Source organism: Paenibacillus sp. DS2015 (assembly GCF_050433705.1).
GTDB lineage: Bacteria > Bacillota > Bacilli > Paenibacillales > Paenibacillaceae > Paenibacillus_AQ.
Genome location: NZ_JBNPWS010000021.1, coordinates 44,096 through 67,261 on the forward strand (window position 1 = coordinate 44,096; position 23,166 = coordinate 67,261).

The window sequence follows — 23,166 nt, forward strand, 5'->3', positions numbered from 1 at the left end:
AGTGATAATGAGCATGTCAAAAATTAAAGTAATGACGATTTTCGGGGTTCGCCCAGAAGCAATCAAGATGGCACCGCTTATTCTGGAACTACAGAAGCATCCAGAGCATATTGAATCGATTGTTTGCGTTACGGCGCAGCACCGTCAACTGCTCGACCAAGTGCTTGATGTATTCGGAATCCATCCGGATTATGACTTAGATGTAATGAAGGAATCTCAGTCGTTAAATGAAATATCTATTCGTGTATTAGAAGGTTTAGAACCGGTTCTACGTGAGGTGAAGCCTGATATTGTATTGGTACACGGGGATACATTAACGACATTTTTGGCAAGCTATGCTTCAATGATGCAGCAGATCAAAGTGGGTCATGTGGAAGCTGGACTTCGAACATGGAATAAGTTATCTCCATTCCCAGAAGAAATGAACCGTCAATTGACGGGTATTCTTGCTGATCTTCATTTTGCCCCTACGGATTGGTCTGCGGGGAATTTGAAGAAGGAGAATAAATCAGAGTCAAGTATATATATCACAGGCAATACCGTGACAGATGTGTTTCAATATACTGTACAGCAAGATTACCGTCATCCTGTGTTAGATTGGGCAGCAGGCAAAAAACTTATTCTGATGACGGCGCATCGCAGGGAGTCTCAAGGCGAACCGCACCGTCATATTTTCCGTGCTATTAAACGGATTGCCGACGAATTTGAGGATATAGCGATTGTGTACCCTGTTCATCCAAGTCCCGCTGTGAAAGAACCAGCGTATGAGATATTAGGGAATCATCCTCGAATTAAACTGATCGATCCACTGGATGTTGTGGACTTGCATAACTTTTATCCGCATACCCATCTAATTCTAACGGACTCTGGTGGCTTGCAAGAAGAGGCGCCATCCTTCGGTGTTCCGGTACTTGTACTTCGTGATACGACGGAACGTCCTGAGGGAATCGAGGCAGGAACACTTGAATTAGTGGGTACTGATGAAGAGAAGGTGTATGAACGGACCAAGAATCTTTTGAGTAATCAGGAAGCCTATGACATCATGAGCAGGGCCGCCAACCCATACGGTGATGGACGTGCGTCAGAAAGAATTGTCAATGCGATTCTTCACTATTTCGGAGTTAATGATGAGCGTCCTGAAGAATTTCACAGAATGTTCACAAAGTTGCAAAACGTAGAATAGCCCAAATGGGTGCCCAAAGTTAACAGTGTACAGTTGAACTGTACGGTTTATATGGTTAATAGAGGTGTTTAGACAGTCGGATTCTACTATTTCTAGTCATGAGATTTTAGGGTTCACTTGATTGACAAACTCTTGTAACATTAAGTAAAATTAGTTGGGATTGTATGCGCATGAACGAACCGGATTATAAAAATAACCTTTGGCAGACAGCGTTACATTTGGGTGCCGCTGGAGGTCTGCTATCGACCTATATTCTCATCGGTTTTTTTGGAGGAAAATGGCTTAAAGGTCTTTATAATGGACCTAGTTATTGGCTGGCTATCGGAACCATTTCCGGGCTGGTAGTAGGAGCAGTTCATGTTGTCATATTGATCAAAAACTTTTTGGGGGAACAAGATGGGTGATATAGCTTCCATTCTGAAGGGTGTCACCAGATTGTCATTGGTTATCATGGCAGGGTTAGTAATGGGGTGGGCCCTTCATCCGGAATCCAGAATTTATACCCTCGGTATGGCTGTAGGAATGGTGGCAGGGTTGGTAAATACTAGCTATCTTTCTATGAGAATCCGGAAAGTAATACACGCCGTTACAACCCAAGAATCGAGGGCGTTCAGTCTAGGGTTCTTATCTCGAATTTGTTTCTCTATTCTAGCTGTGATGTTCTCCGTGAAATATGAACATTTTTCACTTGAACTAACCATTGCTGGACTCTTCTTACCGCAGCTTTTGACCATTCCTGTAGGTATATATTTGAGTGTGAAAAAGAAAATTTAATAGATTAAGCGAAAGGAGGGAATACATTTCAATGCACGATATACCCATTATTAATGTAGGGGGACTGAACCTCGATCTCTCTGCAATCATTATGCTCTTGGTGACTGTGACGATCGTTTTTGTACTCGTTAAGCTTTGCGTTAGGAATCTTTCTGTTGAGAACCCTTCCAAACTCCAGAATTTCATGGAGTGGGTTGTGGAGTTTGTTCAGAATCTGATTAACAGTACCATGGATTCGAAGAAGGGGAGACCCTATCTTTCATTGGGATTGACGTTAATTCTGTTCATTCTGGTAGCCAATTTATTGGGACTACCCTTTGCGATCATCACAGAAGCTGACGGCCCGAAGGAAATCTTCGGATATGTGATTGAGGCTACCCGCAATTTGGGACCTGGAGAACATGCTGAACTCCTATGGTGGAAGTCACCCACTGCAGATATCAATATTACGGCTGGGCTTGCAATAGTGGTCTTTATTCTAATGAATTATTTGGGATTAAAATTGAATCGGAAACATTATTTGAAGCATTTTATACTACCATTTCCGATTTTCCTTCCATTGAACATTATCGAGAATTTATCCAAGCCCTTTGCATTAGCACTACGTTTATTTGCAAATATTTTTGCGGGCGAGGTACTCATTACAGTTATTCTTAAGCTGAGTTGGGCATCCATCCCGTTCATGGCAGCATGGCAGGGATTCAGTGTATTTATAGGAGCGCTCCAAGCTTTCATATTCACAATTTTGACGATGGTATACATTGCCCAAATGACAACGCATGAAGAACATTAATTAACTTCAATGAAATAATTTAGATTCTTAGATTAATTTCACAGAAGATATTATATTTAACAAATAATAAGAAGATTTGAAGGAGGATATTCATAATGGAATTTTTAGCAGCAGCTATTGCAGTAGGTTTAGGAGCACTTGGTGCAGGTTTAGGTAACGGTATGATTGTAAGTAAAACGGTGGAGTCCATTGCACGTCAACCAGAGGCTACTGGCGCATTGCAAACAACAATGTTCATCGGTGTTGGTATCGTCGAAGTTGTGCCATTGGCTGCAACAGTTATTGCCTTCCTAATCATGTTTACTTAAATAAAATGTCTAACGGTTTGGCGGGGAGGGCCGATTGTCATCCGCGCCTTCCTTTTGTTTAGAATTGCACTTCGCGTTAACGGAAAGGAGTGACTTCAGTGAGTATTATTTGGGAAGATATGATATGGACCATTGCGGCATTTTTACTTCTTTATTGGTTATTAAATAAATTTGCTTTCGGTAAGTTATTTGATGTCATGGAGAAGCGACGCATGTTAGTTCTGAATCAATTAGAAGATGCTAAACAAACGCGGGAACAAGCAACCCAATATGTTGCAGATCAGAAGATTGCGTTGGATGAAGCTCGTAAAGAAGCATACGATATTATTGAACGCTCTAAACAGACAAGCAGTAAGCAAGCTGAACAGATTATTGAGGAAGCTAGTAATGCTGTAGTACGCCTTAAATCTGAGGCTGTCCGTGATATTGAGAGTGAGAAGAATAAGGCTGTTGAAGCATTGAGAAGTGAAATTGGTACTGTTTCTGTGAAAATTGCATCCAAATTGCTTGATAAAGAAGTTAAAATGGACAATACACAAGAGCACCTCGTGGATCAATACCTCAAAGAGGTAGGAGGAAGATCATGAGTCGAGATACGGTAGTCGCCAAACGGTATGCGAAAGCACTGTTTGATGTGGCATCACAGGAGCAAAGAACCGTTGAAGTAGAACAGGACTTGAAAAGTATCGTGGAAGCTATTCAATCGAATCCAGATATTGAAGCGTTCTTGTCTACACCAAACATTTCCGAAGTCGATAAATTGAATGCGCTCAGTAGGGCTCTTCAAGGTAAGATATCTCAGACTGTGATCAATACCGTGGAATTGCTTGTGAAACGGCGGAGAACGAATATATTCCCCGACCTTCTAGACAGCTACGTCAAATTCGAAGGTGAAAGCCTTGGACGAGCGGATGCAGTCGTATATTCCACTTATCAACTTGATGAACGGGAAAAAGAAACCGTGGCAGCTGAGTTCGGTCAAATTGTGCACAAAAGTATTCGTGTGACCAATGTTATCGACCCTAGTCTGCTCGGAGGATTGAAGGTTGTCATTGGTGATACTTTGTATGACGGCAGTTTGTCTGGCAAGCTTGCGCGTCTGGAACAATCTTTTGCAGGGCAAGCATAGTAGATAGGGGTGAAAATATTGAGTATCAGACCTGAAGAAATTAGTACACTGATTAAAAGTCAAATTGAACAATATAAATCTGATATTGAAGTGGCAGAAGTTGGAACTGTCATTCAAGTTAGTGATGGTATCGCACGTGTGTACGGGCTTGAGAATGCAATGTCCGGGGAACTATTGGAATTTTCCAACGGAGTAGTTGGATTGGTGCTCAACTTGGAAGAAAGTAATGTGGGTGTCGTTATTCTTGGACCTTACACCGACATTAAAGAAGGCGACCAAGTGAAGCGTACAGGTCAAATCATGCAAGTACCTGTAGGTGAAGCTTTACTTGGACGAGTAGTTAACGGACTTGGTGAGCCTATCGATGGTAAAGGACCGATTGCTGCAACCGAATACCGCCCAGTAGAGAGCAATGCACCAGGCGTTATCGATCGTAAATCGGTTCATGAACCGATGCAAACGGGAATTAAAGCCATAGATGCGATGGTTCCTATTGGTCGCGGTCAACGCGAACTTATCATTGGTGACCGTCAAACAGGTAAAACAGCGATTGCAATTGACACCATTATTAACCAAAAGGGTAATGGCGTTAAATGTATCTATGTTGCGATTGGTCAAAAACAATCAACCGTTGCACAAGTCGTTGAGACTCTTCGTCGTCATGGCGCTTTAGAGTACACGATTGTTGTAACAGCATCTGCATCTGATCCATCACCACTACTCTATATCGCACCGTATGCGGGTTGCGCTATGGGTGAATATTTCATGTACAAAGGCGAACATGCACTCATTATTTATGATGACTTGACTAAACAGGCATCTGCTTATCGTGAACTTTCCTTGCTACTTCGTCGCCCACCAGGTCGGGAAGCATATCCAGGGGACGTATTCTATCTTCATTCCCGTTTGTTAGAACGCGCAGCGAAGCTTAGTGATGCAATGGGTGGAGGTTCATTAACGGCACTTCCATTCATCGAAACACAAGCATCGGACGTTGCTGCCTATATTCCTACGAACGTTATTTCCATCACCGATGGTCAAATATTCCTGGAGTCTGAACTATTCTATTCAGGTCAACGCCCAGCTATTAACGTCGGTGTATCCGTATCGCGTGTAGGGGGTTCAGCACAAATTAAGGCAATGAAGAAGGTTGCCGGTGGTCTGAAACTCGACCTTGCGCAATACCGTGAGCTTCAAGCGTTCTCCCAATTCGGTTCGGATCTAGATAAATCGACATTGGCACGTTTGAATCGTGGTGCAAGATTAATGGAAATTCTGAAACAAGGCGTAAACCAACCGCTTCAAGTTGAATATCAAGTCATCAGCTTGTATGCAGCAGTTAAAGGTCATTTGGATGATATTCCAGTATCCGAAATTCGTCGTTTCGAGAAGGAATATTTAACTTTCGTTGAGAGCAATCACCCTGAAATTCTTCAATCCATTCGTGATACGAAGGATCTAACAGCAGACAATGAAACTGCAATTAAAGAAGCTATTGCGAAATTCAAAAAAGGCTTTGCTGTTTCGGTTTAAGTCCTAACTATAGACCGAGCCTTAGGGCTCGGTATCATTCTTTTTGAAAGAATGCTTACGATACTAGTTTTGACTTCGTCAAAACTTAAGTAGGTGCTTACGATGTAAGTTTTGACTTCGTCAAAACTTAAGTTAATGCTTTCGATGCTAGTTTTGACTTCGTCAAAACTTTGAGGTGGTGAAAACATGGCAAGAGGATTACGTGATATTAAACGTCAAATTAAGAGTGTACAGAGTACGAAACAAATCACCAAGGCGATGGAAATGGTAGCCGCTTCGAAGCTAAGAAGAGCTCAGGAGAAGGTCCAAGCAGCTCGCCCATACTCTGACAAGCTTAAAGAAGTTGTGAATAGTATTGCTGCGGCATCCGATGATATTTCACATCCAATGTTTGAACACCGTCCTGTTAAAAAGACAGGGTATCTGGTTATAACTTCGGATCGTGGTCTTGCGGGTGGATATAATGCCAACATCTTGAAAAAAGTAATGGGTACAATTGCTGAACGTCACCAATCCAAAGACGAATACGTGTTGTTCGTTATTGGTCGTAAAGGAAGAGATTACTTCCGTCGTAGAGAGATGCCTATCGGTAAAGACCTCACGGATCTATCGGATTCGCCTTCATTTGCTGACATTAAGTCAATTGCGTATACAGCGGTTCGTCAATTCGAGGATGGTCATATTGATGAGTTATTCATTTGTTATAACCGTTTCATAAATGCTTTGACACAAATTCCTGAATCAGAACAATTGTTGCCAATGCAGACTTTAGAAACGAACAAAGTTGAAGCTAATTATGAGTATGAGCCGTCTGCGGCTGCTGTTCTTTCGTTGCTTCTTCCGAAATATGCTGAAACACTGATTTTTACCGCCCTACTAGATGGTAAAGCTAGTGAACTTGGTTCGAAGATGACGGCGATGGGTAGTGCTACCAAGAACGCAACGAAGATGATCGGCGAATTGCAGCTTACTTATAACCGTGCGCGCCAAGCAGCGATTACTCAAGAAATATCCGAGATTGTGGCAGGAGCGAATGCGCAATCTTAAGATCTACGCTATAGCAGATTTGTAGGAGGGAAACAAAAGATGAACAAAGGACGCGTTGTCAGCATTATGGGTGCGGTTGTCGACATCGAATTTGAACGAGGTCAACTTCCGGAAATCTTCAATGCGATTAAAATTGAAACTGTCCTACCAAATGGTAGACAGATCAATCTGACTTTAGAAGCTTCAAATCACTTAGGGGATAATAGAGTACGTTGTATTGCTATGTCCAGTACAGATGGATTGGTTCGGGGTATGGATGCAGTTGATCAAGGTTCACCGATCTCTGTACCCGTAGGTCCTGCTACATTAGGACGGGTTTTTAATGTACTTGGAGAGCCGATTGACCAAGCAGGAGAAGTGGTATCTGAAATTAAGAATCCAATTCACCGCCAAGCTCCTAAATATGATGAACTGTCAACTCAATCTGAAATGCTTGAAACAGGCATCAAAGTTATCGACCTTCTAGCTCCATATCAAAAAGGTGGTAAAATTGGCCTTTTTGGTGGTGCAGGTGTTGGTAAAACGGTAGCCATTCAAGAACTAATCAACAATATTGCGCAGGAGCATGGTGGTATCTCCGTGTTTGCGGGTGTTGGTGAACGTACACGTGAAGGTAATGACTTGTATCATGAAATGACAGATTCAGGTGTTATTAAGAAGACTGCAATGGTATTTGGTCAAATGAATGAGCCTCCAGGTGCACGTCTACGTGTTGCCTTAACAGGTTTGACGATGGCAGAATATTTCCGCGATCAAGAAGGTAAAGACGTTCTTCTCTTTATCGACAACATCTTCCGTTTTACACAAGCGGGTTCCGAAGTATCCGCATTGCTCGGCCGTATGCCGTCAGCTGTAGGTTACCAACCAACACTGGCAACAGAAATGGGTCAATTACAAGAGCGTATTACTTCTACCAAAAAAGGTTCAGTAACGTCAATTCAAGCGATCTATGTTCCTGCGGATGACTATACGGATCCAGCACCAGCAACAACATTTGCTCACTTAGATGCAACGACAAACTTGGAACGTAAAATCTCCGAAATGGGTATTTACCCTGCCGTAGATCCACTTGCATCAAGCTCCCGCATTCTTACACCGGAAGTTGTTGGTGAAGAACACTACAACGTAGCTCAAGGTGTGAAACAAATCTTGGCGCGTTATAACGAACTTCAAGATATTATTGCGATCCTCGGTATGGACGAGATTAGTGAAGACGATAAATTAACGGTGGGTCGTGCACGTAGAATTCAACGTTTCTTGTCACAACCTTTCCACGTTGCTGAGCAATTCAATGGATTCCCGGGTAAATACGTGCCTGTTAAGGATACAGTACGTAGTTTCAAGGAAATTCTTGAAGGCAAGCACGACAATCTTCCTGAAGCAGCTTTCCTCTTTGTAGGAGCGATTGAAGAAGCAGTTGAAAAAGCGAAGACAATGGAATGAGTCTGAATTAGCCTAGCTGTTCTTTGTTGAATAGCTAGGCCAATGCTTACGAAGTGGCTATTCTTAGAATAGCTAAGCTAATGCTTACGAAGAAGGCTATTTTTCAAATAGCTAAGCCAATGCTTACGAAGAAAGCTATTTTTCAAATAGCTAAGCCAATGCTTACGAAGAAAGCTATTTTTCAAATAGCTTTTAGGAGGGGAAGATATGAGTACCATTTTACTTGAAATTGTGACGCCAGATCATATAGCCTATTCTGGTCAGGTTGAAGGCCTGGTCGTTCGTGGTGTTGAAGGCGCACTTGGTATTTTACCGGGCCATATTCCCTTTGTAACTCCATTACAGGTAGCGCCTATTATTGTTCAATTGGGTAAGGAACAGCACCTCTCAATTGCAATAAGCGGTGGCTTCGTGGAAGTGCGCAAAGATAAAGTGGTTGTGTTGGCTGAGAGTGCTGAACTATCAGAAGAAATCGATGTGGAACGTGCTCGTGCTGCTCAAGAACGTGCTGAACGTCGTTTGGCTGCTCGGAGTACGCAAGATCATATTGATTTCCAACGTGCGGAACTTGCTCTGAAGAGAGCAATGAACCGGATCGATGTATCTGGTCAGAATAAATAATTCTATTTTTAAAAAAACGACCAAACTGGGTTTCCAGTTTGGTCGTTTTTTTATATATGAAAGCACTTAACCTAGGATAGGCGCATAATCTATTGTTAATGCTAACTCTAAGAGGAGTTTGCCGGAATTCACATACGCAACTATCCACTATTTTGCAGAAAACTGATCCTTAGCTGGATTATTTAGCCTCTGCCAAGTATGATATAAGGGTCGCATTGTGTTATTACGAAAATATAGAAAGGGTATGAGAATAGAATTATGGACCTAAGCGGAGCAAATAACGTATCTGGAGTTGTTGGCGTCAGCGGCCTGGTCTCAATCGTAGTGTCACTCTTATGTATTGCGCTGGCATGGTGGGCTCTGCAAAATTTGAAGCTTGATTTATTCATTCGTCATCCAAAGGGTGCACAGGGTAGGCTTCTACAATTGTTTATAGCCATTGTTCTAGGGCATTTTGTATCTAGCTTTATACTGGAATACATGACATGGAGTCAAATGATACGTTACATGTTTTAAGTGTACTGTGTTGGGTTATATGTTACATAGACTGTTTTTGTATTTCTGAGGTCTATGCCATACATATGAACTGTTTTGTCGAATAATAACAATTCATTATGTCAACAATGTGGAATAAGTAAGGTTCTAATAACCTAGATAAATCCATTAAATGATGATATTAGTGGTAATCAATTATAATCTGTAACTCTAAAAAACGCTTGTACACTTGAAATGATCAGTGTTATGATGGCATTTGGGAATAAAAAGTGATTTTTAAAAGTTATCTGAAATAGAAAAATTAGGACGCGGAGGGAATCATTGATGAGCAAATTTATCGTCCGCGGTGGCAATAGATTGACCGGAAGTGTCAAAGTCAGCGGAGCAAAAAACTCAGTTCTTCCGATCATCGCTGCCTCTTTACTGGGGGAAGAAGGGCAAAGTATTATTTATGACGCTCCTCCTCTTGACGATGTGATGACAATTAGTAAAGTACTGGAGTCATTTGGTGTAAGTATTAAATACGATAACGAAGTTATGCATGTAAATGCAGAAACAATAACAAGTTGTGAGGCACCCTATGAGCTGGTTCGCAAAATGCGTGCTTCTTTTCTTGTAATGGGTCCACTATTGACACGTATGGGTTATACCCGAATTTCATTGCCGGGTGGATGTGCAATTGGTACACGACCGATTGATCAGCATCTAAAAGGGTTTGAAGCACTTGGAGCTGAGATTAGTCTAGGACAAGGATTCATTGAAGCGAAAAGTAATGGCAGACTACGGGGCGCCAAGATTTATTTGGACGTTGCAAGCGTAGGGGCTACTGAGAATATTATGATGGCAGCTACTTTAGCTGAAGGTACTACGGTTATTGAGAATGCAGCTAAGGAGCCGGAAATTGTCGATTTAGCTAATTATTTGAATGGGATGGGTGCCAAAGTTCGCGGTGCCGGAACTGGTGTTATCCGAATCGAAGGCGTCGACAAAATGCACGGGGTAAGTCACACCGTTATTCCTGACCGAGTGGAGGCAGGGACATACATGGTTGCTGCTGCCATTACGGGTGGGGATGTGTATGTGGAAGGTGCGATTGCAGACCATCTAGGTCCAGTTATATCCAAGATGCAAGAAATGGGTATAACGATCGAGCCAGATGAGAACGGTGTGCGTGTTATTGCGAAACAACCGCTACGTTCTGTAGATATTAAGACATTGCCGTATCCGGGATTTCCGACGGATATGCAGTCTCAAATGATGTCTCTTCTACTTGTATCTGAAGGTACGAGCGTTGTTACGGAGACTGTATTCGAGAATCGCTTCATGCATGTGGATGAATTTCAACACATGAATGCAGAGATTAAAGTCGAAGGACGCACAGCAATCATCACTGGTGGTGCAAGTTTAAATGGCGCTAAAGTAATGGCTACAGATTTACGAGCAGGTGCAGCGTTAATCTTGTTAGGACTAGTTGCCAATGGAACAACCGAAGTTGAGGGTGTGCATCATATTGATCGCGGATATGTCCATTTGGCTGAGAAGTTGTCTGCACTTGGTGCGGATATTTGGCGAATTTCTGTTGATGAAAAAGTTACTGTCGAACAGCCTTCTCTTAGTGGGTTAGTGAAAGAAGATATTAAGCATTTCTCAGCACAGCCTACCTGGGTATAATAATCGTTAAGAGTCATTAAGTGCGCTTTAATTGTGGAAGATTAGGTCCTATGGACCTGATCTTTTTTTTGAATATTAGGATATTAATTTTGATACATATTTTTATCAATAAGCCAATAGGTCCTTCGGGGATAGCATTGGTTTATTCTTGTTGTATCAGAACTCAGTAACTTCTATCCCCTCTTCTATTTCTCATTTCAGTGAATCTCTTTCTCTCTTAAAAGGTTCTATCAGCTCTTTCAAACTCATATTTATAAGATAGGAATGAAAGAAATCATAGTAGATAGAAGACACTAGGAGATGAGGGTTGCTGAAAAATGAAAGATCCATATAAACAAATCAATGTGATTATTGAACCCATGGGTACATTTGAGGAATCTAATAACCTGCGTGAGGGCTTCCCGCGCGCATATGTACGACAGCACCTTTTGCTAGTCCCGCGTAAGGACATAGGTGAGTCAACAGCGTTGCCTTTTCCGTGTACGGGCGAGATAGGAACCGATGAGGCATCACAACCTTCAACTCCACGTACGCGTCGGGCTAAGTTAGGAACAACGAAGTCAACACCACCAATAACTCCGCGTACAGCTAAGTTAGGCACAACGAAGTCAGCGTCACTACCAATAACTCCGCGTACAGCTGAGTTATTCTTATTATCGCGGGAACATGCTACCGTTGGCGAACTGCCGCAGCTACGCCGGGTGCGAGCGGCCAAACGGCCCGCACCCGGAGCTAGATTGCGCGCGAGCCGCCAAGTCGCCCGCCTTCGCCTACGGCGCTGGGGCGCAGCAGCTAAGCGCCAGCGCCCCAATAGCAGCGCCAAGTGGCGCTTACACCCCGCCGTACTTGCGGCGGGGGCTCTGCTTGCGCTAGCGCTGCTGCTGCCCGTGCTGGTGGTGATGATTCCCCACCAGCCCAACCCACCGGCGCCTGAGATCGCGGCGCCGGGCGTTCAGCACCCTTCCGCACCTGTGGAAGCGGAAGAGCCTAATGTGTCCGTCTATTTAACCAAGACGGGACAGATAGAGACGCTACCGCTTGAAGAGTATGTAACAGGTGTCATCGCTGCGGAGATGCCTGCAGATTTCGAATTCGAAGCACTCAAGGCGCAAGCGATTGCAGCAAGGACTTTTATCGTTCGTCGTTTAATGTCGAATGATAAGAGTGGAGTGCCTGCAACAGGTGAAGGTGCCATTGTAACGGATACCGTTAATCATCAAGCCTATATTTCTAAGGATACCTTAGAGACGGAATGGAAACAGAAGGGGAAAGAAGCACAGTTAGAGAAGTTAATACGTGCTACGCAGGCTAGTCGAAATACGGTGATGACGTATCAAGGTAAGCCGATTACCGCTTCATTCTTTTCCACAAGCAATGGGTATACTGAGAATTCAGAAGAATATTGGACAGAAGCTATTCCTTATTTACGGAGTGTATCCAGTCCATGGGATTCTAAGATTGCCCCTCACTATAAAGATACGGTAACCATTAGTCAGAAGGAGTTTTCGAATAAATTAGGGTTATCGAATAGTGCCATTTCTGCGCTAGCAATGGGGAAGTCATCTAAAGACTCTCTTATTCACATTATTTCAACGACAACAGGGCACCGGATTAAGGAGTTGAACATTGATGGCATTACTTTTAGTGGACGAGAGGTAAGAGAGAAATTGGGTTTACGTTCTAGTCAATTCACTTGGACTCTATCAGGTAACGATATTGAGATCACGACGTACGGATATGGGCATGGTGTGGGTATGAGTCAGTGGGGGGCTAATGGAATGGCTCAAGAGGGGTATACGGCAACTCAAATTCTCAAACACTACTATACAAGCATTCAGTTTCAACAAGTTACGAATCTATTGCCCGCAAAAAAAATAAATTGAAAGATACGTATAAACGAATCTCACTTGGTAAACAATGGTTACTGAGGTGATAGCATATGAATGAAAAAAACAAGAATCAACCCCAAGGAGATACTCCTAAATATCAAGGAGGAACGGCACCTAAGCCCTCTTCATGGAAAAGTCTGTTGTCCAAACGGTGGGTATACCCGGCAGTCTACATGGCCGCAGCAGCAATCATACTAACCTTAGTGTGGGTCTATCAGGATACCAGCCAGAAATCACTTACCCAAGACCCCACTAATGTGTCGGACAATGTCAGCCTAACTACTAAGATTGGTGCAGATCTTGACCAAGCCGCTGTTGAAGTTATTGCTAAGTCGGAGAACATTGCATGGCCTGTAGCTGTGGCTACAGAAGTGAATATTGTGAAGCCTTTCTATGATCCGAAAGGAACAGCAGAGAATCATCAAGAAGCAATGGTTCAATACAACGATACCTTTGAGCCGAATATCGGTGTCGATCTGGCCCGTGCAGACGATAAGACATTCGAAGTTAAAGCAGCGTTCAGCGGTAAAGTTACTCGTGTTGAAGCACCAACCATTCTTGGTACAGTGGTAGAAGTGACACATCCGAATAACATGAGAACGGTATACCAAAGTTTAACTGATGCCAAAGTTAAGCTTGGCGATGAAGTCAAGCAAGGGGACACCTTGGCTATGGCAGGTCGCAGTGAAATTGAGAAGGATCTTGGAAACCACTTGCACTTTGAAGTGTACGACAATGGTAACCTGGTAAATCCGGCAGAAATTTTTCCAAGTAAATAAATACGGTAGCAATAGGCTATAAGTTAGGTTACTGAGGATGAGAAAGACAGGGAATTTCCTGTCTTTTTTGTGCTTTTAAGAGCTATTTTCAACATCATAAAATCCCTCAAAGGTAACATGTACACAAAAAAAATGGGTCTGACTAAGCTTGTCACACCGTGAAACCGCGAATATATAAGCACGCTCCTCATATAATGTACCAAACTATCCACAAGTAGGGAGGCGGGAGCGTGCACGATTACATCAAAGAACGTACCATTAAGATTGGACGTTGTATCGTGGAGACAAGGAACACGGTCCGGACCATAGCCAAAGAATTTGGCGTGTCGAAGAGCACAGTGCATAAAGATTTGACCGAACGTCTGCCTGAAATTAATCCTGAATTGGCTGATCAAGTGAAGAACATTCTCGAATATCACAAATCGATTCGCCATCTTAGGGGAGGCGAGGCAACCAAAATTAAGTATAAAAAAACGAACAATAAAAAAAGAGAGGCAGTAGGCGTGGTGAAGGGTTAACTTTTGTAGACTTGGCCAAGGAAATCAAGTTGAATGAACCCCCTAAATATGATATGTTAAAAGATGGTATGAGGTCGATTTGTGTAACTTGAAATATTCGAAAATGAAATGATTGTGTAGATTCTTGTCGAATGTAGTTAAGTAACACCGAATGACTATTCAGAACCATACAAAAATAACATTTGGGGGCTCTTTTCATGATGCTTAGCAAGGATATTGGAATTGATCTCGGCACGGCCAATGTGCTCATTTACGTCAAGGGGAAGGGAGTGGTGTTAAACGAACCTTCTGTTGTGACCATTGAAAGAGACACCAAAAAAGTTCTTGCTGTAGGAGAAGATGCACGTCGAATGATCGGACGTACACCAGGCAACATTATGGCTATTCGTCCTTTACGTGATGGAGTTATTGCTGATTTTGAAATTGCAGAAATGATGCTTAGGCACTTTATCGACCGCGTGGGGGCACGTAGCTGGCATAGCCGCCCACGCATCCTGATCTGTGCACCAACGAATATTACATCGGTAGAGCAGAAGTCAATTCGGGAAGCCGCAGAACGCAGTGGCGCCAAAGAAGTATTTCTAGAAGAAGAACCTAAAGCCGCAGCGATTGGTGCGGGGATGAATATATATGAGCCGAGTGGTAACATGGTTATCGATATCGGCGGCGGAACGACAGATGTAGCTGTTCTTTCTATGGGGGACGTCGTTACCGCCTCTTCTATTAAGGTTGCAGGGGACCAATTCGACGAAGCCATTACGAAATACATTAAAGCTAAATATAAATTATTGATCGGTGAACGTACGGCCGAAGATATCAAAATAGCGATCGGAACAGTGCGACCTAGTGGTCGTCAAGCAGAAATGGACATCCGTGGACGAGATATGGTGTCAGGACTGCCGTTAACACTAACAATTACTTCAGTAGAAGTTCAGGAGGCACTGTGGGACTCGGTAGCCTCTATCGTACTAGCCGCTAAATCGGTATTGGAACGTACTCCACCAGAGCTATCTGCTGATATTATTGATCGTGGTGTTATTCTGACAGGTGGTGGAGCATTACTGAATGGACTGGACGAGCTGCTTTCCGATGAACTTCGAGTGCCGGTATTGGTAGCAGAAGATCCCATGCATTGTGTCGTAAAAGGGACGGGAATTATGTTAGATAATTTAGATAAAGTAGTTAAGAAAAGATACTAAGCAGCCGATATAGAAATAAGGTGCTACATATTAGCTTGAGTATAGGCAATTTTCAGAACTCTGGAAATTTGTTGAACGATAGATGAACTGACGAGATGAAGAAGAAGGAGGCGTTAGCTGTATGATAAGAGGACTATATACTGCTGCTGCGGGGATGATGACGGAGCAGCGTCGTCATGATACGATCACACAGAATATTGCTAATATCAATACTACAGGATACAAGCAGGTTGATAGTGTAGCTCGTTCCTTTCCCGAAGTGTTGATCTCCGTTGTGGGTGGAGATGCAAATAATTTAGATCGCAAGCTAGGAAAACTCAATACCGGCGTATACTTGGAAGAAAGTATCTCGATGTTCTTACAGGGAGACGTAACGGAGAGCAATAAACCGACGGACTTTGCCCTTGTATCTGAATTGGGACGTAATGATCCAGCTACAGGACAACCTATTGTTTTTGATGCGGCAGGCAAGTATGTGGATGATACGGGGAACATCTTGTACCGTCCTCAAGCTTTTTTTACTGTACAGGATGACCAAGGCCAAGTCGGTTATACACGGGACGGAAGTTTTCGTGTTAGTAGAACAGGTCAGTTATTAACCTCTACAGGTTATCAGGTTTTGGATGTGAATAATCAGCCGATCGTCGTGACAGGTTCTGTTGAAGATCTCAGAGTGGATGGACAAGGTCGTATTTTAGATAAGGCAACGGGACAGCCGACCGGAGCTAATATAGGGATTAGTATTGTGGAGAATGCCAATGAAATGGTGCGGGATGGCAATGGCGTGTATAGCATAGCAGATCGTGATGCGGCAGGTGTGCGTTTGAGCGCGGCTGACGATAACATGGAAGTAAGACAGGGATACTTAGAGAGATCGAATGTGGACTCTACCCAATCCATGGTAGATATGAATCTTGCCGTACGTGCATATGAAGCGAACCAGAAAGTTATTCAATTCTACGATCGAAGTTTGGATAAGGCTGTGAACGAAATCGGCAGAGTGTAACTAATCATGGTTAAGATGTCTGATACCGTTTCACAATTTATAGGAGGTTAATTATGAACAACTCCGCGATCAGCGCGATGGTTTCCTTAACGAGTATGCAGAATAGACTCAATGTCATTGCTGATAACATTGCGAATCTAGATACCAATGGGTATAAACGTAAAGAGGCTTCTTTTGAAGATACCTTGACACGTGTACAACAACAGGGTGATGATTTCGAACAACCAGGTCGAGTGACTCCTTTAGGATATAACATGGGTTTTGGTATCCGTCTCGCTTCAGTTACTTTAAATATGGAACAGGGAACGCTACAAGAGACAGGTATCCCTACAGACTTGGCAATTGAAGGAAATGCATTATTTGCAGTAGAAAGTAATGGGAATACCGCTTATACTCGTGAGGGAGCATTTCATTTCGTTCCTGATCCTGCAGATGAGAAGTACATGTTACTGGTGAATAACCAGGGTGATCGTGTACTTAATAATGATGATCCATCCGTTCCAGTTAGAGTGCTTGCTAACAGCAAGGTTGCCATTGATGCCACAGGTAATGTATGGACTACACTGCCAGGCTCTACGACAACAAGGATTACGAATAGCATAAGAATAGTAGAGCCACAGAAACCTGAAGGATTGGTTCAATTATCAGGTAATCTATTTACCTTGGCGGCTGGACTTACAACAGACGATGTGTTTGGAGCAGGGTCTCCTTCTCCTACACGTGGAGATAATCCACAAGTGGCTATTCGTTCAGGGTTCTTAGAGAAGTCTAACGTGGACTTAACGACAGAAATGGCTGAGATGGTTCAGGTGCAACGAGCTTATCAATTGACAGCACGTACACTGACCTCAAGTGATACCTTGATGAACCTTGCTAACAATATGCGGGGATAGGAGTTATTCATGAGTAAAGAGAACAAGCCACCGAAGAGAAAAACAGCCACGTGGAGAATTGTATTTCGTTGGATGATTCCACTCTTTCTGTTCTTGTCTTTAATTGGAGGTATGATGGTAGGTTACGTTGTACTGGGTAAGGAAGAGATGTCTGAAGTGTTTCAACTTGAGACTTGGGAACACGTAATGGATCTGATATTTGCCCCATAAGCGGGCCGACATAGTGAGAAGTTTAAGGAAACTCCGTATCTTTGGGAGTTTTCTTTTTATGTATGATAACTGTATAATGATGGGGGACTAACAAGAATATACGGCCCTGCCGTACATGAACAAAAGAACCTTCTCCATTAGGTATTAGATACCTAACCGAGAAGGCCCCTTATCTGAACCTCCACTCTCTGCAGTAGATGAAGGATAATAATAGTATGACCCCATAATCTTATGGTTATTCGAGAGGAGCGCATGACATTGTTAAATATCCAGCAGATTCAAGAAATTATTCCACACAGACCACCATTCCTATTGGTGGACAGAATTCTAGAAATTGAGAATGGTAAACGTGCTGTAGGGATCAAGAATGTGACCATTAATGAACCATTTTTTGTTGGACATTTTCCTGGATATCCTGTAATGCCAGGGGTTCTTATTACGGAAGCGTTGGCTCAAGTGGGGGCTGTCGCTATTTTGAATGTGGAGAGCAATAAAGGGAAAATAGGATTTCTAGCAAGCCTGGATAACTTCCGGTTTCGTGGGCAAGTTGTTCCTGGAGACACACTGAGATTAGAAGTTGAGATCGTTCGTTTGAAGGGAAGCTTTGGTAAGGGTAAGGCAGTAGCCAGTGTTGAAGGTAAAGTCGTAGCTGAAGGCGAGATTATGTTTGCTTTATCAGATCCTGATCCAGTGCAATCATAACTTATAATACATCTAATCTAATCTCCAGATAAGGAAAGGCGGACTTATACATGACATTATTAAGTGAGCAAACTAAAGACCAAATTCAGGAGTGGCTTCAAGACGAGCATATTGATGAGGCTACTAAGCAGGAACTTCGTGATCTTCAGAACGAACCTAATGAATTAGAAGATCGTTTCTATAAAGATTTAGAATTCGGCACAGGGGGACTTCGTGGCATTATTGGTGCAGGCAGTAATCGTATGAATCGTTACACTGTGGGTAAAGCGACGCAAGGTTTCGCACAATATATTCTTGCGAAACACGGAGAAGTTGAGGGTAACCCCTCTGTTGTTATTGCGCATGACTCGAGACATTATTCACCTGAGTTCGCTTTGGAAGCTGCGCTTGTATTAGCGGGTAATGGCATTGTGGCGAAGCTCTTCCCTTCTTTGCGTACCACTCCGCAATTATCGTTCAGTGTGCGTGATTTAGGAGCAACAGGTGGGATTGTAGTAACAGCAAGCCATAATCCACCAGAGTATAATGGATATAAAGTGTATAACGATCAAGGTGGACAGCTTATTCCGCAGGAAGCGGAACAAGTGATTAATTACATACAAGAGGTAGAAGACTTCTCGGCTGTGAAGCGATTAGACCAAGCTACTGCAGAAGCACAAGGCCTGCTAGAATGGCTTGGAGAATCAGATGACGAAGCGTTCATACGTGCGGTTGCAGAGACAAGTGTCAATGCTGAGCTTATTCGTTCAACGTTAGGTAGAGATTTCACAGTTGTATATACTCCACTACATGGTACGGGTAATCTGCCGGTTCGTCGCGTTCTAGAGTCTGTTGGATTTACGGATGTTCATGTCGTGCCTGAGCAAGAACAGCCTGATGCTGAATTCTCGACAGTCAAATCACCAAACCCAGAAGAACGTGAAGCTTTCACACTGGCAATTGAACTTGGACAGAAAATAGGCGCAGATATTCTAATCGGAACAGATCCCGATTGTGATCGGATGGGAGCTGTCGTTAAGAATAAGTCAGGTAAGTATGAAGTGCTTTCAGGAAATCAATCGGGTGCGATCATGATTCACTATTTATTGAGTCAATTGAAGGAAGCGGGACAACTACCGGATAATGGACTGGTTATTAAAACCATTGTAACGAGTGAGATGGGTGCAACAATCGCTAAGCATTATGGCGCAGAAGTAATTAATACGCTGACAGGCTTCAAATACATCGGTGAAAAAATGACACAGTATGAACAATCCGGTGAGTATACGTATTTATTTGGATATGAGGAAAGCTACGGGTATCTGGCAGGTAACTACGCGAGAGATAAGGATGCCGTACTTGCTTCATTACTTATTGCAGAAGCAGGAGCTTATTATAAAGCTCAAGGGAAAACCTTGTATGATGTATTACAGGAGTTATATGAGCAATTCGGATATTTCCAAGAAAGTTTGGAGTCGCGAACGCTCAAGGGTAAAGATGGTGTGGCTCAGATTCAAGCTAAAATGACAGATTGGCGCAGTCAGCCACCACAAGAAGTGATGGGAGTACGTGTACAGCAGGTTCTTGATTATTCCTTAGGATTAAATGGCCTGCCCCAAGAGAATGTACTGAAATTTATGCTGGAAGACGGTTCTTGGTTCTGTTTAAGACCTTCCGGTACGGAACCGAAGATCAAAGTGTATTTTGCAGTTCGTGGTGATTCTTTAAGTGATGCACAAGAACGCATTACATCATTAGCATCTGAAGTTATGGCCCGCGTTGACGCGTAAATAGTTCCGAGATTCCTTGGGTGTACCTCGCATAAGGAATCTCGGAGAAAAGAATGAGGAGGTACTTGTAAAGTGCATCGTAAATGGCAACTTTGGAGCATTTCATCCCGCAAGTGGTTATGGATTCTTGTCGTTATTGGAATTGTAGCAGCACTACCTGTGGCGTATGATCGCTGGAAGACAGAAACATCTTCTAATCATGTGGAATTGGTATTTGACTATCGTGACTTAGTGGACGTAGCTGCATATCAGGCTCATCCACAGGATTATATTAATCAACAGTTAGATCGACTGCAAGCTGCTGGTGTTGGCAGCATGGCTGTGTTTGAAAGTACGTTGAATGAATTTCAACAGACTAAACGGATTACTCTTTATAACAGTAGCGATATTGCTAAAGTAAATAATGAGGTACCGCCGGCAAATGATAATTTGACCTATGTGGTGTTCGCGAACGAGGAATATGCAGATCAGTTATCACCGATTATTGACGGAACATTCCGTCGATTAGGAATCGATGTCACATCGTGGACGTTCCAGGACAGACGTGCGCTCATTATTGATACGCCCGTGGAGAATGCTGTACTTAAACCCATGCAGTCTGATCCGATCACATTAGAGATGCTGCATAATAAAGGATTTACTATTGTGCCTCGTTTGGGTGATAGCCTGCCTTATAATGAAGCGTCCGTGGAGCAGATGCTCACGTATTACGAGTCATTAGGCGTTAAGCGAATCTTGTTCGAAGGGATATCGGTTAAGGGTTTCAACGATCAGGAGGAAATGAAGAGTTTGAACTCCTTCGGAAGATTACTTAAAGAACATGATATTGGTATTTCAGCTATCGAGAACTTAAAGAAGCCCCAACTTGGATTTAATAAGTTGGCGTATATCATCGATTATGATGTAGTACGCTTGTATTCATTAAGTGAAGGGGATGCTAATCGAACTGTAGATGTGATTGCGGATCGATTAGCTCTTGCAAGTAAAGATCGTAACATTCGTATGTTCTATCTCAATGCAGCCCCGTCTCGTAATATGCTCAAGGCATCGATAACGGACCCATTAGATAATTTAATCGATAGTTTGCAAGAGCCTGGTAATGCTATTAGTAAGATGGAGAGCAATGGCTTTACATTAGGACAAGCCACTGCTTTTGATATTCAGGATTCCTCACTACAGCATTATTTGAAATTGATCGTTGTACTAGGTGCAGTGGCCTTTATCGCGCTGATGGTGTCTTATTTCCTCCCTATTCTGACCATTCCAGCGTTTGTGTTTGGAATGATTGGAAGTGCAGGGTTATATGTCCTAAAGCCTGTGTTATTCGAACAGGGACTAGCTCTACTCGTAGCCATTAGTGCCCCAACCATAGCGATGGTGTTGGCTGTTCGCAAGATTAATGAAGTGAACAAGTCTGCGATAGATATGAAACTTAGACGTCGAGTTACACATACCCTAGTTCTGTATATTAAGACATCTATTCTTTCACTTTGTGCAGTTCCTTTTGTAATTGCGTTACTCAATAATGTTACGTACCAATTGGTGTTGGAACAATTCCGTGGTGTTAGCTTGCTTCATTTTGCCCCGATTGCTCTAACAGGTGTGTATGTTCTACTCTATCGTGGGGGTCAGATTGTAACTAGCATGCGTAAATTACTACATGTTCGTATTACAATTCTTGGAGTTATTGTAGCTGGAATTATAGGCGTGATTGGCATGTACTATTTAAGTCGTACAGGTAACAGTGGTAACGTAACTCCGCTTGAAATGTCCTTCCGATCTCTTATGGAGAATACATTCGGTGTTCGCCCACGGAACAAAGAATTCCTGTTGGGACATCCACTATTTATATTAGGTGCCTTCTTGGCATTTAAATATCGGAATGTTATCTTCGTTATGATTGTTGCTTCTATTGGACAATTATCCATTGTAGATACGTTTGCTCATATTCATACCCCAATGATGTTGTCAGTCGTTCGTGATGTAATAGGGTTAGGATTGGGACTTATTATTGGACTTGTAGCAGTTGCGGTATGGCAAATTGCAGAAGGGTGTTGGAAACGATGGTCACCACTCCTCAGACAGTAGTCATATCAGGGTATTATGGCTTCAAGAATAGTGGAGATGAAGCTGTGCTTCAATCGATCCTGACAGCTTTGAAGGTTCAGGGCGAACAAGCGGGGTTTAAGATCGACCCTGTAGTGCTCTCTATTGATCCTGAATGGACAAGTACGACATATGGTGTTCAAGCTGTGCATCGTATGAAGCTAGGTGAAGTAAGACAAGCACTTAAGAACAGTTCTGGGCTAATTAGTGGGGGGGGGAGCCTCCTCCAGGATGCTACAAGTTCTAAAACAATTCCCTACTATTTGAGTGTCATTAAGTTAGCTCAATGGATGAAGAAGCCTACATTTATTTATTCTCAAGGCGTCGGGCCCGTAAACCGTGGTTTCTTTCATCCCATGATTAAATCCGTATTTAACAAATGTGAATATATATCCGTACGTGATTCTCAATCTGCAGACCTATTACAAACGATGGGAATCCAAGGAAAGGCAATCCAGGTGGTGCCTGACCCCGTGATGGGTTTACAGGCAGTGGAAGACAGACTTACCGCGACTCAGGGCGAACCTTATAATACAAATGGGTTGCCCGTCATTGGGATATCTGTTCGTTATTGGGAGAAAGACCGTAAGGAACTTATGGCTATAGCGGATGGACTTCAACTAATTATGAAGAAGCAAGCTGTCCACTTACGTTTCTTACCGTTTCATCTTCCGTCGGATGTGGAAGCTTCGGAATTTATCATGGATCGACTGGGAGATGTAACTTTAGGTGGAAGCTCTGTGAGTCTATGTGAAGATGCTATCCACCCACAGGACATGTTGTTAGAAGTTAGTCGTTGTCAGTTGGTCATAGGGATGCGTCTTCATTGCTTAATTTACGCTGCTAATGCTCAAGTACCCCTAGTTGGTATTTCGTATGATCCGAAGATAAATCATTTCCTCAAGAGATTGGATATGGTACCTGCGGGGGTTACTTCAACGCTAGTAGCTGAAGAAGTATCAACGGCCATTGAGCAGTTATTGTCTCATGAAGAAACTTGGCGTAAGAAACATGAGTTGCAGATTGCGCAGTTGAAGCAAGAAGCACAGGTACCTGCAAAGGTTATTATTGAATACATGTCCTCTAGAAGGTGATTAG

At 42.9% G+C, this 23,166-nt stretch carries 24 protein-coding genes; all 24 read left to right on the plus strand.

Features of this window, described 5'->3' with window-relative positions:
- Positions 1–13 precede the first annotated feature (13 nt).
- The gene (gene wecB / locus J2T13_RS17410) at positions 14–1,183 is read left to right on the plus strand and encodes a non-hydrolyzing UDP-N-acetylglucosamine 2-epimerase (RefSeq protein WP_429373517.1); all 1,170 of its coding nucleotides are present in this window, start codon (positions 14–16) and stop codon (positions 1,181–1,183) included.
- A gap of 170 nt (positions 1,184–1,353) precedes the next feature.
- Positions 1,354–1,587 (plus strand): AtpZ/AtpI family protein, encoded by a 234-nt coding sequence (locus tag J2T13_RS17415; RefSeq protein WP_429373519.1) that lies wholly within the window; start codon positions 1,354–1,356, stop codon positions 1,585–1,587.
- On the plus strand, positions 1,580–1,957 hold the full coding sequence (locus J2T13_RS17420; protein ID WP_429373520.1) for an ATP synthase subunit I: 378 nt from the start codon (positions 1,580–1,582) through the stop codon (positions 1,955–1,957). Before J2T13_RS17415 ends, J2T13_RS17420 begins: the two co-directional genes overlap by 8 nt.
- A 31-nt stretch (positions 1,958–1,988) precedes the next feature.
- Positions 1,989–2,750 carry a F0F1 ATP synthase subunit A gene (gene atpB, locus J2T13_RS17425; protein ID WP_429373522.1) on the plus strand — a complete coding sequence of 254 codons (762 nt, stop codon included), beginning with the start codon at positions 1,989–1,991 and terminating at the stop codon, positions 2,748–2,750.
- Between the two features lie 95 nt (positions 2,751–2,845).
- On the plus strand, positions 2,846–3,058 hold the full coding sequence (atpE, locus tag J2T13_RS17430; protein ID WP_429373524.1) for a F0F1 ATP synthase subunit C: 213 nt from the start codon (positions 2,846–2,848) through the stop codon (positions 3,056–3,058).
- Positions 3,059–3,177: 119 nt separating this feature from the next.
- Entirely contained in the window at positions 3,178–3,645 is a 468-nt protein-coding gene (atpF, locus tag J2T13_RS17435) for a F0F1 ATP synthase subunit B (RefSeq protein WP_429373588.1), read from the plus strand.
- On the plus strand, positions 3,642–4,187 hold the full coding sequence (locus tag J2T13_RS17440; protein ID WP_429373526.1) for a F0F1 ATP synthase subunit delta: 546 nt from the start codon (positions 3,642–3,644) through the stop codon (positions 4,185–4,187). The genes atpF and J2T13_RS17440 overlap by 4 nt, the downstream gene beginning before the upstream one ends.
- A gap of 18 nt (positions 4,188–4,205) precedes the next feature.
- A complete protein-coding gene (atpA, locus tag J2T13_RS17445; RefSeq protein ID WP_429373528.1) occupies positions 4,206–5,720 on the plus strand; it encodes a F0F1 ATP synthase subunit alpha in 1,515 nt (504 codons plus the stop codon).
- A gap of 186 nt (positions 5,721–5,906) precedes the next feature.
- Entirely contained in the window at positions 5,907–6,767 is an 861-nt protein-coding gene (atpG, locus tag J2T13_RS17450; RefSeq protein WP_429373530.1) for an ATP synthase F1 subunit gamma, read from the plus strand.
- Positions 6,768–6,806: 39 nt separating this feature from the next.
- Positions 6,807–8,210: a F0F1 ATP synthase subunit beta gene (gene atpD / locus J2T13_RS17455; protein WP_429373532.1), complete on the plus strand. Its 1,404-nt coding sequence runs from the start codon at positions 6,807–6,809 to the stop codon at positions 8,208–8,210.
- 207 nt (positions 8,211–8,417) lie between these two features.
- Positions 8,418–8,831, plus strand: coding sequence for a F0F1 ATP synthase subunit epsilon (locus tag J2T13_RS17460; protein WP_429373533.1), 414 nt, complete (start codon positions 8,418–8,420; stop codon positions 8,829–8,831).
- Positions 8,832–9,089: 258 nt separating this feature from the next.
- Positions 9,090–9,347 (plus strand): DUF1146 family protein, encoded by a 258-nt coding sequence (locus J2T13_RS17465; protein WP_429373535.1) that lies wholly within the window; start codon positions 9,090–9,092, stop codon positions 9,345–9,347.
- A gap of 303 nt (positions 9,348–9,650) precedes the next feature.
- On the plus strand, positions 9,651–10,997 hold the full coding sequence (gene murA, locus J2T13_RS17470) for a UDP-N-acetylglucosamine 1-carboxyvinyltransferase (RefSeq protein WP_429373537.1): 1,347 nt from the start codon (positions 9,651–9,653) through the stop codon (positions 10,995–10,997).
- A 317-nt stretch (positions 10,998–11,314) separates the two neighbouring features.
- Complete coding sequence (gene spoIID, locus J2T13_RS17475) at positions 11,315–12,880, plus strand: stage II sporulation protein D (RefSeq protein ID WP_429373539.1); 1,566 nt, start codon at positions 11,315–11,317, stop codon at positions 12,878–12,880.
- Positions 12,881–12,936: 56 nt separating this feature from the next.
- Positions 12,937–13,665, plus strand: coding sequence for a peptidoglycan DD-metalloendopeptidase family protein (locus tag J2T13_RS17480; protein ID WP_429373541.1), 729 nt, complete (start codon positions 12,937–12,939; stop codon positions 13,663–13,665).
- A 230-nt stretch (positions 13,666–13,895) separates the two neighbouring features.
- Positions 13,896–14,183, plus strand: coding sequence for a sporulation transcriptional regulator SpoIIID (gene spoIIID / locus J2T13_RS17485; protein ID WP_429373543.1), 288 nt, complete (start codon positions 13,896–13,898; stop codon positions 14,181–14,183).
- 200 nt (positions 14,184–14,383) lie between these two features.
- Positions 14,384–15,382, plus strand: coding sequence for a rod shape-determining protein (locus J2T13_RS17490; RefSeq protein WP_429373590.1), 999 nt, complete (start codon positions 14,384–14,386; stop codon positions 15,380–15,382).
- 121 nt (positions 15,383–15,503) lie between these two features.
- Positions 15,504–16,388 (plus strand): flagellar hook-basal body protein, encoded by an 885-nt coding sequence (locus J2T13_RS17495; protein ID WP_429373545.1) that lies wholly within the window; start codon positions 15,504–15,506, stop codon positions 16,386–16,388.
- Between the two features lie 53 nt (positions 16,389–16,441).
- Positions 16,442–17,281: a flagellar hook-basal body protein gene (locus tag J2T13_RS17500; RefSeq protein WP_429373547.1), complete on the plus strand. Its 840-nt coding sequence runs from the start codon at positions 16,442–16,444 to the stop codon at positions 17,279–17,281.
- 9 nt (positions 17,282–17,290) lie between these two features.
- On the plus strand, positions 17,291–17,491 hold the full coding sequence (locus J2T13_RS17505; RefSeq protein ID WP_429373549.1) for a DNA-directed RNA polymerase subunit beta: 201 nt from the start codon (positions 17,291–17,293) through the stop codon (positions 17,489–17,491).
- A gap of 258 nt (positions 17,492–17,749) precedes the next feature.
- Positions 17,750–18,193, plus strand: a complete 444-nt coding sequence (gene fabZ, locus J2T13_RS17510; RefSeq protein ID WP_429373592.1) for a 3-hydroxyacyl-ACP dehydratase FabZ — start codon at positions 17,750–17,752, stop codon at positions 18,191–18,193.
- Between the two features lie 50 nt (positions 18,194–18,243).
- A complete protein-coding gene (locus J2T13_RS17515; RefSeq protein ID WP_429373551.1) occupies positions 18,244–19,962 on the plus strand; it encodes a phospho-sugar mutase in 1,719 nt (572 codons plus the stop codon).
- 72 nt (positions 19,963–20,034) lie between these two features.
- A complete protein-coding gene (locus J2T13_RS17520) occupies positions 20,035–22,050 on the plus strand; it encodes a DUF5693 family protein (protein ID WP_429373553.1) in 2,016 nt (671 codons plus the stop codon).
- Complete coding sequence (gene csaB, locus J2T13_RS17525; protein ID WP_429373555.1) at positions 22,026–23,162, plus strand: polysaccharide pyruvyl transferase CsaB; 1,137 nt, start codon at positions 22,026–22,028, stop codon at positions 23,160–23,162. Before J2T13_RS17520 ends, csaB begins: the two co-directional genes overlap by 25 nt.
- The last annotated feature ends 4 nt before the right edge of the window (positions 23,163–23,166 follow it).